The 16135-nt window shown below is 35.6% G+C and carries 14 protein-coding genes; 7 read left to right on the forward strand and 7 right to left on the reverse strand.

The features are described from left to right. Positions 1 to 37: 37 nt before the first annotated feature. From ACQH2O_RS04700 to ACQH2O_RS04710, 3 genes are all read right to left on the reverse strand, one after another. The gene (locus tag ACQH2O_RS04700; RefSeq protein ID WP_182282615.1) at positions 38 to 1156 is read right to left on the reverse strand and encodes a hypothetical protein; all 1119 of its coding nucleotides are present in this window, start codon (positions 1154 to 1156) and stop codon (positions 38 to 40) included. Between the two features lie 176 nt (positions 1157 to 1332). Further along, positions 1333 to 2838: an AAA family ATPase gene (locus ACQH2O_RS04705; protein ID WP_425385093.1), complete on the reverse strand. Its 1506-nt coding sequence runs from the start codon at positions 2836 to 2838 to the stop codon at positions 1333 to 1335. 66 nt (positions 2839 to 2904) lie between these two features. Next, positions 2905 to 5499, reverse strand: a complete 2595-nt coding sequence (locus tag ACQH2O_RS04710; RefSeq protein ID WP_182282612.1) for a valine--tRNA ligase — start codon at positions 5497 to 5499, stop codon at positions 2905 to 2907. A gap of 249 nt (positions 5500 to 5748) precedes the next feature. Between ACQH2O_RS04710 and ACQH2O_RS04715 the strand changes: the two genes are divergently transcribed. After that, positions 5749 to 7041 carry a hypothetical protein gene (locus ACQH2O_RS04715; protein WP_425385094.1) on the forward strand — a complete coding sequence of 431 codons (1293 nt, stop codon included), beginning with the start codon at positions 5749 to 5751 and terminating at the stop codon, positions 7039 to 7041. Positions 7042 to 7091: 50 nt separating this feature from the next. Here the strand turns inward: ACQH2O_RS04715 and ACQH2O_RS04720 are convergent, their stop codons facing one another. Further along, a complete protein-coding gene (locus tag ACQH2O_RS04720) occupies positions 7092 to 7607 on the reverse strand; it encodes a gamma carbonic anhydrase family protein (RefSeq protein ID WP_010962614.1) in 516 nt (171 codons plus the stop codon). A 144-nt stretch (positions 7608 to 7751) separates the two neighbouring features. Here ACQH2O_RS04720 and secG point away from each other — a divergent pair, with 144 nt between their 5' ends. The 3 genes from secG to ACQH2O_RS04735 are packed head-to-tail and all read left to right on the forward strand — an operon-like array spanning position 7752 to position 10109. Further along, complete coding sequence (secG, locus tag ACQH2O_RS04725) at positions 7752 to 8072, forward strand: preprotein translocase subunit SecG (protein ID WP_010962615.1); 321 nt, start codon at positions 7752 to 7754, stop codon at positions 8070 to 8072. Further along, entirely contained in the window at positions 8072 to 9676 is a 1605-nt protein-coding gene (locus ACQH2O_RS04730; protein WP_015588967.1) for a CTP synthase, read from the forward strand. The genes secG and ACQH2O_RS04730 overlap by 1 nt, the downstream gene beginning before the upstream one ends. Positions 9677 to 9701: 25 nt before the next feature. After that, complete coding sequence (locus tag ACQH2O_RS04735; RefSeq protein WP_010962617.1) at positions 9702 to 10109, forward strand: nucleoside deaminase; 408 nt, start codon at positions 9702 to 9704, stop codon at positions 10107 to 10109. A gap of 40 nt (positions 10110 to 10149) precedes the next feature. Here the strand turns inward: ACQH2O_RS04735 and ACQH2O_RS04740 are convergent, their stop codons facing one another. Both ACQH2O_RS04740 and ACQH2O_RS04745 read right to left on the reverse strand, forming a co-directional pair. Beyond that, positions 10150 to 11352 carry an MFS transporter gene (locus ACQH2O_RS04740; RefSeq protein ID WP_244226872.1) on the reverse strand — a complete coding sequence of 401 codons (1203 nt, stop codon included), beginning with the start codon at positions 11350 to 11352 and terminating at the stop codon, positions 10150 to 10152. A gap of 178 nt (positions 11353 to 11530) precedes the next feature. Further along, positions 11531 to 11797, reverse strand: a complete 267-nt coding sequence (locus ACQH2O_RS04745; protein ID WP_425385095.1) for a hypothetical protein — start codon at positions 11795 to 11797, stop codon at positions 11531 to 11533. A gap of 714 nt (positions 11798 to 12511) precedes the next feature. Here ACQH2O_RS04745 and ACQH2O_RS04750 point away from each other — a divergent pair. From ACQH2O_RS04750 to ACQH2O_RS04760, 3 genes are all read left to right on the forward strand, one after another. Beyond that, positions 12512 to 13378, forward strand: a complete 867-nt coding sequence (locus tag ACQH2O_RS04750; RefSeq protein ID WP_425385096.1) for an ATP-binding protein — start codon at positions 12512 to 12514, stop codon at positions 13376 to 13378. Positions 13379 to 13448: 70 nt separating this feature from the next. Next, positions 13449 to 13613: a hypothetical protein gene (locus ACQH2O_RS04755; RefSeq protein ID WP_244662725.1), complete on the forward strand. Its 165-nt coding sequence runs from the start codon at positions 13449 to 13451 to the stop codon at positions 13611 to 13613. A 547-nt stretch (positions 13614 to 14160) separates the two neighbouring features. Then, complete coding sequence (locus tag ACQH2O_RS04760; protein ID WP_425385097.1) at positions 14161 to 15159, forward strand: pyruvate dehydrogenase complex E1 component subunit beta; 999 nt, start codon at positions 14161 to 14163, stop codon at positions 15157 to 15159. On the opposite strand, the gene ACQH2O_RS04765 is transcribed toward ACQH2O_RS04760, so the two are convergent. Beyond that, positions 15135 to 15509: a TrbC/VirB2 family protein gene (locus ACQH2O_RS04765; RefSeq protein WP_006279664.1), complete on the reverse strand. Its 375-nt coding sequence runs from the start codon at positions 15507 to 15509 to the stop codon at positions 15135 to 15137. The two genes, ACQH2O_RS04760 and ACQH2O_RS04765, sit on opposite strands and share 25 nt — an antisense overlap. Between the last annotated feature and the right edge of the window lie 626 nt (positions 15510 to 16135).

Raw genomic sequence — 16135 nt, forward strand, 5'->3', positions numbered from 1 at the left:
GTTTTATGTATCCAGTGTACAACTGTACTCAAAATGTCTAGTGGCTATTGATCGGGGTAGAACATCCACTGGTATATCCAGGATCTTCCACAAATGAAGGAACAGACGTTTCGCCTGGCAAATATTGTGCAGCTTCTTCTACTAACACAGACTTTGTTGCTTGAATCACTTGTAATATTACTTTTTTATCATCATCTCTGATCACTTCATTTTCCCTTACTAATTTTTCTACCTCATCTGTTACATATTCTATCATCCGTTGCAAAAAAAGCACTTCTTCTTTTTTCTTTTCCAATAAAGCTTTTTGAAGTTGTTCTATTTGAGAGGATTGCTTCAAAAGTGAACTGTTTAATTCTTTCACCTTATTATCGCGATCATCATTCACTGTTGTTAATGTGTTATCAGATTCTTTCTCTTCTTTTTGTAAAGATAATGACTCCTTTTCCAGCTCCTTAATTTTAGATAAGTACTCTTTCTCCTTTGTACACAATTTATCAACTTTACTTTCAAGATCAGTGCGCTTTTGACGTTCATCACTAACTTTACCTTCTAATTCTTTCTTTTCCTTTTCCGACTGGCATAACTTCTTCTCTAATTCTTCTATGTCGCTTTCTGAGCTCTCATGTTGTTCTTCCGATTCTAAAGTTTTTAATTGTTTTACTTCTTCTACTTCTACTTTTTTTCTTAACATAGTTAATTGAGTACGCAGAGAAGAAGCTTCCCTACTTTTATGTTCTAATTCCAAGTTTAATTCATCTTCATATTCCAATCTTAAGCGTAACTCATCTTCATATTCTGACTTTAAACATAACTTATTCTTTTCACTTTCTAATTTGCATTGACACAATTCCTCCATTAAAGAATCCACTTTTTCATTCAATCTTGTATTTTCATCACGTAACTCTTGGTGTTCAAGAGAAAGCATCTCCTCCTTATGTTCTAACTGACCTTTTACTTTTGCTTCCAATTCTACATTATTACTAATTATTTTACATGAAAGTGCAAGCACCAAAATAGATAATGTAGCTAAAGCAAGAATTAGAGGAAGAGGCACATTAGAAGTTACAATAAGCGCTAAAGATGTAAGTAACGTAAGAGTAGCTAAGGAACTAGCTATAAAATAAAATGTGTTAGCCTCACTAAGCAAATTGCTCATTACTCCCCTCCTCCCCCCACGTTCAGCAGTCTTGTATATATTTATTAAAATTCTCTTATCTGTGGAGGAATTATAGTGCTGCACCTACAACAAACTTCCCATCTTCAGTCTGCTAGCTAAAAAATGACTTAGACCTTGTGTATCGAGTGTACCATTGTACTTATAAGTCTAGTTAGCTATTGATCGGGGTAGAACATACTGGTATATCCAGAATCACATAAAGCGTCATTCAGCTTATGTGATGGTCTGGATGTGTATTGCTGTGATTCTCCTATAGAATTTTCAATTTTCCTGTTAGTCTGCTTATTCGACACCTCTCCAATATTATATTTAATACAAAAATCTTTAATTATAGTATAAGCAGAAGTTCCAATCTTGTTGTTTAACTTTTCAACTATATAATTTATAAAACATTCCACATCTGCTGCTGAGATAGAGAGTGTTGTAAGTCTTGTTTCGTTTAAAATTCTTGAGATAGCATGCTTGTACTTTTTATTTTTTAATTTTTCATTCAGACCATCCTTCAGTATATTCTTAAGTATACTTCCTTCTATCATAGTAAACTTGAGTTTACTACTCAAACGACTTCCCCTAACAAGTGATGCATCTAAATCTTGCAGACTAACATTAGTTGTAGCAAACACCGTCACACCTTTATCAGCTTCATCGAATCTAGTGAAAAAATAATTTAAAGGTACTCGATTGGCATCAGTGCGTCCCTTGCCAAAGCTGTCGATTTCATCTATAAGAACTATACAAGGAGCGTTTTCGTTTGCTTTATTAAAAAGCTCATTTATATTTGATTTTTCAAGCAAATCAGCTCCAGAAACTTTTATAAATGTAGTTAGAGATATCAGCTGATCCCCAATCGCCTCAACAATTGAACTCTTACCAGTTCCTCCTGGACCGTGAAAAATGAATCCTCTTTGTATTTTTTCTTGCTCTTCTTCTGAATCACCTGATTTTGCTGAAGACACTATATTAATATTATTTTTTATTGATTCATAAATATTTACTAATTTTGTTTTTATCTCTTTTATAAATATAAAATCCTCAAATGCTTTCTTCCCTCTTTTTTCACCTTTTGCGCAAAATTTCATAAAAATCTTTTCTTGTGTTTTACTTTCTGTTGCAGCACTAGCAATCTTTGCCTTTAGCTCTTCCATTTCATCTTTTGTTGCAGCACTACCAATTAGCTTTTCAACTTCATTACTAAGCTTATTTATCTCTTCTTTTGTTGCAACACTAGCAATCTTTACCTTTAGCTCTTTCACTTCATTGTTAAGCTTATTTAGCTCCTCTTTTTTTGCAGCACTAGCAATTAGCTTTTCAATCTCATTGTACTGACTACTAAGCCTCTTATTTAGCTCTTTGATTTGAGGCTCTAAGCTTTGTATTATATTTTCTTGCTCTTTAGCTAATCCATTTTTTTCATTAGGTTCTGCTTTTTGTGCATCAAGCTTTTTATTCTGGCTGATCATTTTACATGAAAGTACAAGCACCAGAACAGAAAGTATAGACAAACTCAAAGCAACAGGAAGAGCTACATTAAAGGCTGCAACTGAAGACAAGAACTCAACATAAGGGGCAACGGCAAGTGTCCCAGACGCAAGCAATACCAAAGTAGCAAGAGCACCAGCTATAAGATACGGTGCATTGGCTTTATTATATAAATCCCCCATTATTATTCCCTCATACTAATAATGATTACAATAGCATGGATATTAAAGGAAGTAAAGCTATAAAAATCAATATAAATCTATATTCACTATGTATTTCTCGTCTTCAGTTTCAAGCTCAGACTGCATCCACTCTATCGTTTCCGCATTGCAAACTGCCTGCAAATCATTCTGTGCGGATTGATCCAACTTATCCTCTCGTAGATCTGCTTTTATCATCAACTTTTTTATCAGATGCTTAACTGATACATTATTATCTGCCTTTATCTTTCTGATAATGTTTAATATCTGAATAACATTATCTCCCATTTCCTCTGAATATTTATCGTAGATAAGTTCTTCTTTGCTTGGCCAATTACTTTGATTGTGTACAGAATTATAACTATACAACTGGTGGTATATCTCTTCTGTAATGTATGGCAAGAAAGGTGCAAATAACCGCAAAATAACATTTAACACATACGCCAAGCTTTGTTTTGCACTTAAGGTTGCTTCACTGCTTCCGTACGCACGTTTTTTTACTAACTCCAAGTAACTATCACAAAAATCCTTCCAAAAAAATTCCTCTATTGCGCCCAAAGCTTCGCAGTATTCAAACTGTAATAGGTTATTTGTTGCTCTTTCTATAACTTTGTATAACTTAGACAATATCCACTTATCCATTGTCTCGTGAGCAGAATTTATGCTCATCACTTGATGCTTTTCCATGAACATGGAAACGAACTTGCTAGCGTTCCAAAGTTTTGTAACGAGGCGCTTGCCAATTTTGAATGTATTTTCAGAGTAGACTGTATCAACTCCAAGCCTTGAGTTCGCTGCCCAATAGCGCACTACATCAGCTCCATAAGTTTCAAGTATTACATGAGGAGTGATGATGTTACCCTTTGATTTACTCATCTTTTTCTTATCATCTGCTAAACACCAACCGCTGATCATAATGTTTTTCCAAGGTAAAGAATTTGCATGATAATGTGCCTTTAAAATAGTATAAAAAGCCCAAGTTCTTATTATCTCATGGCTCTGGCTGCGCAGATCTGCAGGAAATATCGTATCATAGCGATGATTTGGTAAGCTAAACTCACTGTTTACTGCCAGTGCACTTAGTTGAGGAGTAATTGAACTTGTGGCCCAAGTATCCATTACATCTTGATCTGGGATAATCTCTTCTTTGCTATACCCTTTTGGTAAATCTTTCGATGGATCTATAGGTAGGGCCTTTATTTCAGCTAGGATGATTTTGCCCTCTTCTCCTTTACGCTTGGAATACCACGCTGGAAATGGCACACCAAAATAGCGCTGCCTTGAGATGCACCAGTCCCAATTTAGCCCTTCTATCCACACTTCCATGCGTTTACGCATATTGCTTGGGTGCCAATTGCATTCTTTTACTTTATCTAATACTTGAGCTTTTTGCTCTAAGGTCTTGATAAACCATTGATAAGTAGGCAATATCTCAAGTGGTGCACCAGATCTTTCTGCACACTTAACAGAATGAGAAATGTTAGTGCTTTCTACCAAAAGTCCTTTTTCAGTTAGGATTTCGATTATCCGCTTTCTTGCTGCTGTAACTTTCAATCCATTTATTTCATTTAGTATATCGTCTGTCATCCGAGTAGCTGACACTGGGATCCATTCTTCTTTCTGATCACACCCACCTTCCTTTGTCATCTGAGTAGCCCTTTCTCCTGTCATCCCAGTAGCCCCTATGGTGTCATCCCAGTGCCCAGACACTGGGATCCATATTTCTTCCTTCTGACCATGTACTGAATGAAGGCTCATCCTCCCATCCTGATCGATGATAATTTTCATCGGTAGATTATGCTTTTGCTGCCAATATATGTCGAGTTCATCACCAAACGTACAGCACATAACAAGCCCAGTGCCTTTATCTATTTTAACCTTATCATCAGCTATTATTGGAACTTTTGTCTCTGTGATCGGCACCACGGCTGTTTTTCCGATCAGATGGGTGTAGCGCGCATCCTCTGGATGACAAAAAACTGCAACACATGCTGGAAGTAACTCAGGTCGCGTAGTTGCAATGTTGATCTGCTCATTTTCTTCAGTAGAGAAAACTATCGTATTTAAGGATGACTCAAAAACTTTATCTTCTATTTCTGCTTGCGCAATTGCTGTTTTATCAACCGGGTCCCAAAGGATGGGCTGCATTTTTCTATATGCATACCCTTTATTATATAGATCAATAAACGACATCTGTGAAAGCGTCACAGTTTCCTTGCTGATCGTGTGATATTCCAAATCCCAGTCATAACTAATGCCGACCGATTTAAATAGTTCCTTGAATTCTTGCTTTGATTTTTCAATAACCTCATGGCACATCTCTATAAATTTTTCCCTGCCAACTTCTTTTGCGCGGGTTTTATAGGTTTGCTCAACCAATCTTTCAGTGGGAAGCCCATTATCATCAAACCCAATTGGGTAAAACACATCTTTTCCCAGCATGCGCTGAAACCTTGCAATAAAGTCCGTGTGGCAATAGCTAAATATATGGCCAATATGCAATTTACCCGATATTGTCGGTGGAGGTGTGTCTATAGTGAAAGTGTTATCCTTTTCACCATTCCACCTGTAAACTTTACTGCCTTCCCACAATATGTTGCATTTGTCTTCAACTTCTTTAAAGCCGTATTTTTCTTTTAACATAAATATTTCTCAATTTTAAACTTTAAGCTAGCAACGTCATACCGCCGCGGTATCTCTAGATCCCGCTAACAAGTAGCGGAATGACGATGGTCGGTAAACCTAAATTACTTTAGCTATAGCACAATTACGGCAATTTTACGCCAAAATTTTTTGTTTACGAACATAAATTTTCTATGCTATGATAAAAATATTACTTGACCTTAGGTTCTAAGGGTATTATGTAATGTTAAATTATAATTGAGGTTCGTTATGCTAAGCTTAAAGAATGGTACAATACAGGTTGCCGATGATAAAATAGTGCTTGTTATAAAAAAAGATGATTATGAAGAATTTAAAAAGTATAAAAACGTAGATAAGAGTGGTGCTATAATTGATGACAAGTTTTATGTGGGCTGTACGCTAAATGATCAACAACTATATATTACTGGTTCTTATCCTCAAGAAGAACTAGGAGATAATACAATCATGAATGTAAAATCCGTTGGGAAAAAGGGTGGCAAATATTTTAGTCGCCTAGAAGAAATGAAAAATCTGTTAGGCTTTAACGATGGGAAAGAGGGGATTATGGTAAAAGCCCTATCTTGCCATCCCACAGTACAATTGTTAGAAGAGAAAAATGTTAAAACAACAGAATTGGAAGCTGCAGAAGAGCAGTTAAAGGGGAAAAATGAAGAATTAGAAGCTGCAAAGAAGAAAGCTGAGGAGGAATTGAGAATTAAAACACAAGAATTACAAGATCAATTGGACACAGCTCAGCAGGAAAAACAAGACTTAGAAGCTGAAGTGGAAAAACTAAAGGCAATAGATTCTACAGCGTTGCAGCAGCAGTTAGAAGAGAAAAATGCTAAAATAACAGAATTGGAAGCATTAGATGCTGTGGCGTTACAGCAAAAGTTAACAGAGAAAGAGAATGAAATGACAGCATTAAAAGCTCAACCAGATGCTGCTGTTACGAAGTTAGAGGGTGAAAAAACAACACTAACAAATAAAATAAAAGATTTAGAAGCACAGTTAAACAACCAACCAAATGCTGCTCAGTTAAAAGCCAAAGAGGATGAAATAAATAAACTAAATGATGAAGTTGCGCAGTTAAAGGCAGCACCAAATGATACTGCTGCTCAGTTAAAAGCCAAAGAGAATGAAATAATAGCATTAAAAGATCAAGTTCAGCAGTTGCAAGCAGCACCAAATGATACTGCTGCTCAGTTAAAAGCCAAAAAGGATGAAACAAAAGACTTACAAAATCGATTGACTGAAGCTGAGGAGAAAAATAGAAAACTAGAAGATAAAAGCAAAACAACTGAGCAACCAAAACAAGGCAATGGAGCACGGTACACTGCTACTGTTGGTATGGGTCTTGCTGCTGGACTGATAGCATTTACTGCACTTGAACGTACAGTTAAGTTAGAGATGTTAGTAATGATTGGTATAGCAGTAGCATCTGCACTCGTAGCCGGTGGTATTACATATGCAGTATTACCTAGTACTCAAGTAGATGGGGCAAAAGCACAAGAAGTAAATGAGAATGGGAAAAAGAAGTAACAAGGGTTAAGCCGAAATGTACGTGTCAAGTAAAACACTTGACGCGAACTTCAGTTTTTATATTCCTTCATTAGCATAATATAATTTTGTGCTGATTGTGTAATATGTTTAATTTCTTCATTCGACATTTTTTTGAAGAATTTTGCTGGCCTGCCAGCCCATATTTCCCCACTTTTTATCACTTTTCCGTGTGTTACCAGTGAGCCAGCAGCTACCATAGCTTCAGGCTCCACAACTGCATGGTCCATCACGGTAGAGCCCATACCAATAAACGCCTTATCATGCACCGTGCATGCGTGCAACACACAAAAATGTCCCACTGTTACCATGCTGCCAATAATTGTGTCACCACCTGGGTTTCTATCCACATGAATTACCGTTCCATCTTGAATATTTGTTCCATTACCTATTTTTATTGATCCAACGTCCCCTCTGATTACACAATTAAACCAGATGCTTGCATCTCTTCCTATTTCAACCTTACCTATGATATGCGAACCACCTGCGATGAAAGCACTTTCGTCTATTTTTGGTTCATAATCTTTATATTTTAAAATGTGATACATATTAAGCCCAAAGTCTTATGCATATGTTAATCAAAATAAGGTAAGCAGTAAATACATACTTAGATTTCAAGTTATTTGGGTGACAGATGTTCTTGACTTACGTGCTTTGTACTGCTAAGATTTTTATTTTCATCCCTATCTATAATGTCAGTAGCGGTATTAAGTATATTTCAAATAATATTGGTTGTTGTGTTAGTAATTTTAGTGCTCTTGCAGCCGCCTGGAAGTAGTTCGTTAAGTGGTTTTAGTAATACACAACAGGGGGTCAATTCGATGATTCCAGTGAAATCTTCTGAAAACCCGCTCAGCAGAATAACGGCTATTGTTGCTGGATTGTTTATTATAAACACATTGCTATTGTCAGGATTATATTCAAAAGACGTACATAAAAAATCGATTGCAGAGAAAATTATATTAGAAAAAAAGCAAGAAAGTGAACCTACTTCTGTTCCATTTGAAAATTAATGAAGGAAGCTAAATTTATCTTTGTTACAGGTGGAGTTGTGTCATCGCTTGGTAAAGGCTTAGTTGCTTCAAGCGTTGGTGCGCTTCTTCAAGCTCACGGTTTTAAGATCCGTATCAGAAAACTTGACCCGTATCTCAACATTGATCCTGGGACAATGAACCCAACTCAGCACGGAGAGGTATTTGTGACCGAGGATGGTGCTGAAACTGATTTGGATCTTGGGCATTATGAGCGTTTTACTGGAATTAAAGCAACAAAAGATGACAATATAACAACTGGTAAGATATATCATGAGTTATTGAAGAAAGAGAGGCGTGGTGATTATCTGGGCAAAACTGTGCAAGTCATTCCTCATGTGACAGATTTGATCAAATCGTTCATTTTTAATGGTACGGAAGGTTTAGATTTTGTAATATGTGAAATAGGCGGAACTGTAGGTGACATTGAAAGCCAACCATTTTTGGAGGCTATACGTCAAGTTAACTACACATTAGGAAAACAAAGAGTTATCCTTATTCACTTAACTTTAATACCATATCTTACCGCAGCGCAAGAATTAAAGACAAAACCAACGCAGCATTCAGTTCGAGAGTTAAATTCCGCGGGGTTACAACCAGATATTATATTATGCCGCAGTGAGAAAGAAATTTTCGATAATCAAAGAGAGAAAATAGCTAAGCTTTGCAATGTTTCTTTATCCAATGTGATACCTGCCCCTGATGTGAGTCATATATATGAGTTACCGGTGTTGTATAGCCAATGTGGGCTTGATACGCAAATTTTGGAGCACTTTCATTTAAGTAAGCCAAAACCAAGCTTGACTGAATGGGATCAAATAGTGCATTCCATAAGGCACCCAACACAGGAAGTTACTGTATCTATAGTGGGAAAATACACCGAATTCCCTGATGCATACAAATCACTGGTTGAAGCATTAAATCATGGTGCGATTAGTAATAAAGTCAAAGTAAAGATAAATTGGGTTAACTCAAGAGAGAAGGAAGAAAAACCTATAAATGAAAAACTTATAGGAGAGAAATTACAGAATTCTCATGCAATCCTTGTTCCAGGGGGGTTTGGTGATGACGGAGTAGAGGGTAAAATATTAGCAATAAATTATGCCCGTACAAATAATATCCCATTTTTCGGAATTTGCCTTGGTATGCAGCTTGCAATTATTGAATTTGCTCGTAATGTTGTTAAGCTTGAAGATGCACACTCTGAAGAATTTCGTAACTGTAAACATCCAATCGTTAAGTTAGCTGGCGATCAAGATGACGATCTTGGTGGAACCATGAGACTTGGGGCATACAAATGTAATATAAATGCAAACTCTAAAATGATGGATGCATATAGTAACACTACTATTTCAGAAAGACACAGGCATAGATACATAATCAATTCAGATTATAAAGATGATTTGGAAAAAAATGGGCTGCTATGCAGTGGCATATCAGAAGATGGAACGTGCATAGAGGCAGTGGAGTTAGAGAGTCATCCGTGGTTTATTGGTGTGCAGTTTCATCCAGAATTTCAATCAAAGCCGTTTTCTCCTCATCCTCTTTTCGTGTCGTTCGTTAAAGCAGCAATTGATAAGAAATAAGTGCCTAGTGTTTAAGTATCAATATATGGAGCTTGCCATAGAGCAAGCCAAACTCGCTCAAAAAAATGATGAGGTGCCCATAGGTGCTGTAATAGTGAGTGGAGACAATATCATTTCTTCTGCACACAATATATCCAGCGATCCAACTGCACATGCAGAGATGTTAGCGATCAGACAAGCATTTTCAACTCCCACGCTTTGTGATGCTGATATGTACGTAACATTAGAACCATGTCCGATGTGTGCTCAAGCTATTTCCTTTGCCAGAATTAAACGATTGTACTTTGGAGCTTATAATCCAAAAGGTGGAGGAATTGAAAATGGTGCTAAGATATTTCAATTTTGCAGCCATATACCTGAAGTTTATGGTGGGATATTAGAAATAGAATGCTCTTTTTTGTTAAAGGATTTTTTTGAGAAACTAAGGACCTAATTTAGATTACGGTATAAATCTAAGAGAAAACTGAGAACTTTCACAAATCAAAATTTTTATCTTGCGGTTTTATTTGCAATATTGCTACCACACTGATCAACAAGCAGAAGACTATATAAAGCCCAGCAGCAAGGTTTGTTTGAGGAAATGTTACAGTCAACCAAATACAAACCATAGGAGTAAATCCTCCATGTAACGCATAAGAGATATTGCGTGATAAGCTCACACCACTAAATCTAACATTGGTAGGAAAGAGTTCAGATGCAACTATTCCTATGGGAACTATACCCCTTTCTATTATAGAGAGAACCATTACGCTCAACGCAATCACAAGATAATTTTTATAGTAATATGCAATAGATAACGCAGGACAACACAGTGCCATTGTAATTGCTATAAATAAGATTGCAGTGCGCTCTTTTCCAACTTTATCAGCCAACATTCCAAACGCTATTGAAGATATCGGCATTAATACACTGGTTATAATCAATACAATTTCGTTGATATATGTTGTTACATAAACATCCACTGATGCTATTTCCTTTGCGAGAGTTCGAAGAAATATGGTAAATCCAACAGCAACATTAACAGGTACAGATATTAAAATAGCAAGTATAAGAGCTCTCTTGTGGCGTTTTATAAGCTCTATTATTGGCAAATCAGGTAAATTTCTTTGTTTTCGATTTTTTTCATATGCTGGAGTTTCTCCCAATGTGTATATGCTATACGCGCTAATTAATCCTAAAATAGCTGAGAAAATAAATGGCAATCTCCAACCCCAGGTACAAAAATCAGTAGTTTTTTTGCAGATAATCACTATCACCGCAGAAAGCAAGACGCCAATGGAGCGACCAAAACCCATCATTCCAAAATACATCCCTAAGTTCTCTTTCCTACTGGATAAATGCTCTATAAGATAAACAGAACTTCCTTGTTCACCACCAAGTGCAATTCCTTGTGTTATATGGATTGCAAGAAGCAATATAGTAGAAATTATACCTACTTGATTGTGACTTGGAATAAATGCAATGAGACTTGATGGTATCGATATTAGCAAGATAGTAATTATTAATGCTATCCTCCTTCCATACCTGTCACCAACGTGACCAAATATGAATGCACCAAGTGGCCTTACAATTGCACCTAGCCCTACAATTCCAAATAATTGCAGTATGTTACTGTAGACATCTTTTGCAAAACAAAACTCTCTGCTGATTATGTTAATCAAATCAATAAAAAGCATGTAGTCATACCATATTGCGATTCTGCAGAGTATGGTTGATATCAACACCCTTGTTTGCACTAAATTCAATTCGTAAATGTTTGCTTATTCTATTCTGGCTGCTTTTTGGGATTTTACAACCTAAACATATGGAGTTGACTTTTTTATTATGGTGTGTGATAATTGCAATGAATATAGCTTATTTAGCAGCACTTATAGCAGCAGCTATAATAAAAATAGCAGCAGTAATACTTTGTGCTATAATGTGTATAAGCATTTTCTTTATATTATTTAAGGGAATTAAAGAACACTTAGATTCAAAAGGATTTCTATCTCTTCTGAAAACAGTAGGTGTAATTTCTATAATACTATCAATTATCTCTCTCCCACTTATTATATTAAGCCTTACTACTCCGTCACCTCTGGTAGTAGGTATAGTAGGTGGTATCGTTGGTGCTATTTCCATAATACCATTAATAGTAGCTTACATTTTGCTTGTGGCTATATCGAATATCTTTATTACCAAGTCTTTATAAATTTGAGCTAATGTTACTGTCTTCATTTCTTCTTGGTTGTAATATTGCTGAAAGTTATCTATTTCCATAGGTATAACATATAATCTGATTTTATAAGATATTCTACCGGGATTAAAATATCGTAAATCTTAGGCGTTATAAACAAAATTTACAGGAAAAATAAGATGATACTACTCAAAAAGGCAAACAAGACGGTATTTTTCTGGCATAAGTTAGCGTTCAGCTTTACCTTTCCTTGCAAGACATTTTAGAGCTATTATGTCTTACTTCTTGAAGATACAAGTTAGCGTTTTTAACCCGAATTCTGGATTGGAGATTAAAAAAAACAAGAATATCAATAGCTTATTGTTTTAGCATTTACGATAAAGCAGTAAGCATTTTAAGACTAGTTACTAATTTAGTAAAATTCAAGACTTTCAATAATTTACCTAAAATCTAATCCAGAATTCGGGTTAATAATAAAATCTTGTTTTTTGAAAATGAATTTGGTAAACTTTAAAGATGTATGTGACAATATGGTGATATATTGTTTTTAGTATTTAATAAAGTACGTACTTGATAATTTTTCTGAACGCTCTAATCAAGCTAAAATAGGTAAGCTAGATAAAATTATTCTTAGTTTAAAATTGGTATAAGGTATTAAGATGAAAAAAATTGAAATTTCAGAATTACTAAAAAGAATTTCAATCTGTTTACTATGCGTGGCAACTATTGTCTCTATCGCTTTTTTGTTTGCCTATATGCATACAATGTTGCTTAGTAAAGGGTATGAGTTAGCTGCACATTATGTTAGTGAAGCTATGCCTTGTGTGTTACTTGTCGTTCTCCTTTTTATTGTTTGGTTTGTATATGATCAAGTATTCAGCAAACTAAAGGAAGTAGAGCTGCCTATATCGATAGAATTAGCTAATTCAGATGATAAAAGAATAACATTTGCTGATGCTATAATTGATGACTCCTTAAAACAACGGTTGCAGATGATTTGCTGTGACCAAATGACAGAAGAAATGCGCAAGCTGTTTGGAAATAAAAGTATTAATTCACTAAGAGGTTACATATTATATGGCCCTCCTGGAAATGGTAAAACACTTATCGCTCGTGCAATTGCAGGTGAATCAAATATGAATTTCATAAGCATCTCAGGTCCTGAACTTATTGGAGTATATATTGGTCATGGTGCACATGCTGTACGCGAGCTTTTTAAAATAGCAAAAAAATATTCTCCTTGTATAGTCTTTATAGATGAAATAGATGCAGTTGCACAAAAAAGAAGTACCGCTAATAACTCAGCTTACCATTGTCGAGAGAGTTTAACACAGTTGTTAACTGAAATAGATGGATTTAAGAGCAGAAAAGATATAATAGTAATTGGTGCAACTAACCTTATCGGTGGTATAGATCCAGCACTTATTAGACCTGGACGTTTAGGTCAGAAGGTTTATGTCCCTAATCCAAACATAGAGGTGAGACAAAAGATATTGGCACTTTATATGCGAGGGTACAAAAACTGATGAAAAGCTAAGCCTCCAAGACATTGCAGACAAGACTGAAGGCTATTCTGGGGCTGAGTTAGAGCAATTAGTGAATGAAGCAAAAATTAGCGCTGGTGCGCAAAGACGGCTTATAGTGAGTGAGGAAGATTTCAGTTACGCGCTTCACAGGTTAAGTCCAGAACAAGAAAGAGATAGAATAAAGTTAGTTTCAAACGCGAAGACACAGATAGAAGAAACTTCTTTTATACGGTAAACATAAAAATTGAAATTATAGAAGTGTAGCTGAGCCAACCTTCGTTATTCTTATTATTACCCACAAATAAAGACATGGTATTGCATTTACTCAAATAATTTAATTTTATTAACCTGAAAGCTTATTGGATTAAAATTATTAAATTAAGAGTTATAATTTTAGCAACTAAAAGCTGTAAATTGCACCATATAAACAGTTATTTCAAGCAAAAGTTATACTGACCTTAGCCAGAAAAAGTGGTGGAAAAGTTAGGAATGTTTTTTACAAAAAAAGACAGTATCAATAAAAAGGATTTTATTCTATTTGAAATATAAAATTATCATGTATTTTTCTGTTATTCCCAAGTGAATTATTATTAACTTAGCAGTATATATTATTAAAAACACAAGCAATACAATCATTTTTAGCAACCAAAACCAGCAAGCGTGAGAAGATTTTTTTTTGGAATGAGTTGGTCATGATGTTTGTAAAACTTAATTTGTACACTTTACTTACCCCCAGTAATTCTGATATAGTTACTTTAGTTAAAGTCTATAAAAGTTTATAAATGGCAACCTTAAGTGTAAGAGAAGCTTTATGCACAGCAATTAGAGAAGAAATGCAAAACGACTCTGATGTGCTTATCATGGGTGAAGAAGTTGCAGAGTATGATGGTGCTTATAAAGTAACGAAAGGATTACTGAAAGAGTTTGGAGAAAACAGAGTAGTTGATACGCCTATTACCGAACATGGATTTGCTGGCCTTGCTGTTGGAGCGGCATTTGCTGGATTAAAGCCAATAGTCGAGTTTATGACTTTTAATTTTTCTATGCAAGCTATTGACCAAATTGTGAATTCCGCAGCAAAAACAAATTATATGTCAGGCGGACAACTTGGATGCCCTATAGTATTTCGTGGACCAAATGGCGCTGCAGCAAGAGTTGCTGCACAACATTCTCAATGCTTTGCAGCTTGGTATTCGCATATACCGGGGTTAAAAGTAATAGCACCCTATTTTGCCTCAGATTGCAGAGGTCTGCTTAAAGCTGCAATTCGTGACCCTAATCCGGTAATATTTCTAGAAAACGAAATAGCTTATGGACATGAGCATGAAGTTTCTGACTCTGAGCTATCAAACAAAGATTATCTACTTGAGATAGGCAAAGCTGCTGTTATACGGGAAGGAAAGGATGTAACTATCACTGCTTTTTCATTAAAATTAATGGATGCCTTAAATGCAGCAGATTTACTTTCGAGTAAAGGTATAGAAGCTGAAGTTATTGACCTCAGAACCTTAAGACCACTTGACACTCAAACTGTTATTAACTCTATTCAGAAGACTAATAGGTTAGTTAGTGTAGAAGAAGGATGGCCATTTGCAGGAATAGGAGCAGAGCTGTCAGCCGTTGTTATGGAACAAGGATTTGACTACCTTGATGCTCCAGTTGTACGTGTAACTGGCAAGGACATCCCCTTACCTTACGCTGCAAATCTAGAAAAAAAAGCATTACCGCAAGTGGAAGATATAGTTGAATCCGTGCATCAGGTCTGTTTTAGAAAAAAATAGTTCTTTTTTGTGTCTCCTGTTCCGCATTGGTCCATCAAAGAAGTATTTCCAGTGCCGCCTATACCACCCATTACTTTTATGACGATAGTTTTAGCACCGAAAAATACAGCACAAAATATACCGAGTGCAAAAAGAGCTGGCCATGGCATTCTACCAAATATCGCAAGCAAAGCTGCACCTATTATCACTACGGTCATAAGCGGTCCGCCTATTCCCCAAACGTAGCCAATAATGTTACATATTACTTGAGCAGTTGTATCAGTATTAGTGTCAGCGGCAGCACTCCCAACATGAGAAAAAGAAATAAATAATACTATAAAAAGAATATTAAAAACTTTCCTAGGGTTCATCTCTATACCTTAAATTTAGATATTGCAATTATACCTAAAATACTATAATTTTTAGTAAAACTAGCATAAAGATTGAATAACAAACGGTGCCACAAAAGTAGTTGACACACAACTGCACAAATATTGTAATATAGACATAGTAAACGATATTATTCCAGTGCTTGACGCTGGAATCCAGACTTTAATTGTTATATTTATAAATAAGTCTGGAACGTTCATCTCAAATGCAGTATTTTTGTTGAAATAGCTCAACTGGATCCCAGTGTCAAGCACTGGGATGACAGCAGTCCTACGTCATACCGCCGCGTTATCTCAGCCGCTAACAAGTAGCGGGATGACGGTTGTCGTTTAGCCATAAACATTAAGAAATTTACCAAATGAAAAAAAAGGCAAAAGAAGCCCCGTGGTTGGCTAATTACTTACATTATACTTTCAAGTATGGCGTTTTTTTATTCTAAATGCTTAATAACCGCGATTCAGTTGCTTTTAAACCGCAACTAATCTAAATTAGAAACATTAAGAAATTTACTAAACAGAAAAAAAGGCAAAAGAAACCCTAGGGTAGCTAGTTATTCACTATCCATTTTTTAAGTTGGCGTTTTTTTATGTTTTAAACGCTTTATAAG

The organism is Wolbachia endosymbiont (group B) of Schoenobius gigantella (assembly GCF_964031005.1).
GTDB classification, from domain to species: domain Bacteria; phylum Pseudomonadota; class Alphaproteobacteria; order Rickettsiales; family Anaplasmataceae; genus Wolbachia; species Wolbachia pipientis.

Coding starts and splice junctions, on each gene's coding strand:
- ACQH2O_RS04700 (WP_182282615.1), bottom strand. CDS start 1,156: ATGAGCAATTTGCTTAGTGAGGCTAACACATTTTATTTTATAGCTAGT.
- ACQH2O_RS04705 (WP_425385093.1), bottom strand. CDS start 2,838: ATGGGGGATTTATATAATAAAGCCAATGCACCGTATCTTATAGCTGGT.
- ACQH2O_RS04710 (WP_182282612.1), bottom strand. CDS start 5,499: ATGTTAAAAGAAAAATACGGCTTTAAAGAAGTTGAAGACAAATGCAAC.
- ACQH2O_RS04715 (WP_425385094.1), top strand. CDS start 5,749: ATGCTAAGCTTAAAGAATGGTACAATACAGGTTGCCGATGATAAAATA.
- ACQH2O_RS04720 (WP_010962614.1), bottom strand. CDS start 7,607: ATGTATCACATTTTAAAATATAAAGATTATGAACCAAAAATAGACGAA.
- secG (WP_010962615.1), top strand. CDS start 7,752: ATGTCAGTAGCGGTATTAAGTATATTTCAAATAATATTGGTTGTTGTG.
- ACQH2O_RS04730 (WP_015588967.1), top strand. CDS start 8,072: ATGAAGGAAGCTAAATTTATCTTTGTTACAGGTGGAGTTGTGTCATCG.
- ACQH2O_RS04735 (WP_010962617.1), top strand. CDS start 9,702: ATGGAGCTTGCCATAGAGCAAGCCAAACTCGCTCAAAAAAATGATGAG.
- ACQH2O_RS04740 (WP_244226872.1), bottom strand. CDS start 11,352: ATGCTTTTTATTGATTTGATTAACATAATCAGCAGAGAGTTTTGTTTT.
- ACQH2O_RS04745 (WP_425385095.1), bottom strand. CDS start 11,797: ATGGAAATAGCACCAACGATACCACCTACTATACCTACTACCAGAGGT.
- ACQH2O_RS04750 (WP_425385096.1), top strand. CDS start 12,512: ATGAAAAAAATTGAAATTTCAGAATTACTAAAAAGAATTTCAATCTGT.
- ACQH2O_RS04760 (WP_425385097.1), top strand. CDS start 14,161: ATGGCAACCTTAAGTGTAAGAGAAGCTTTATGCACAGCAATTAGAGAA.
- ACQH2O_RS04765 (WP_006279664.1), bottom strand. CDS start 15,509: ATGAACCCTAGGAAAGTTTTTAATATTCTTTTTATAGTATTATTTATT.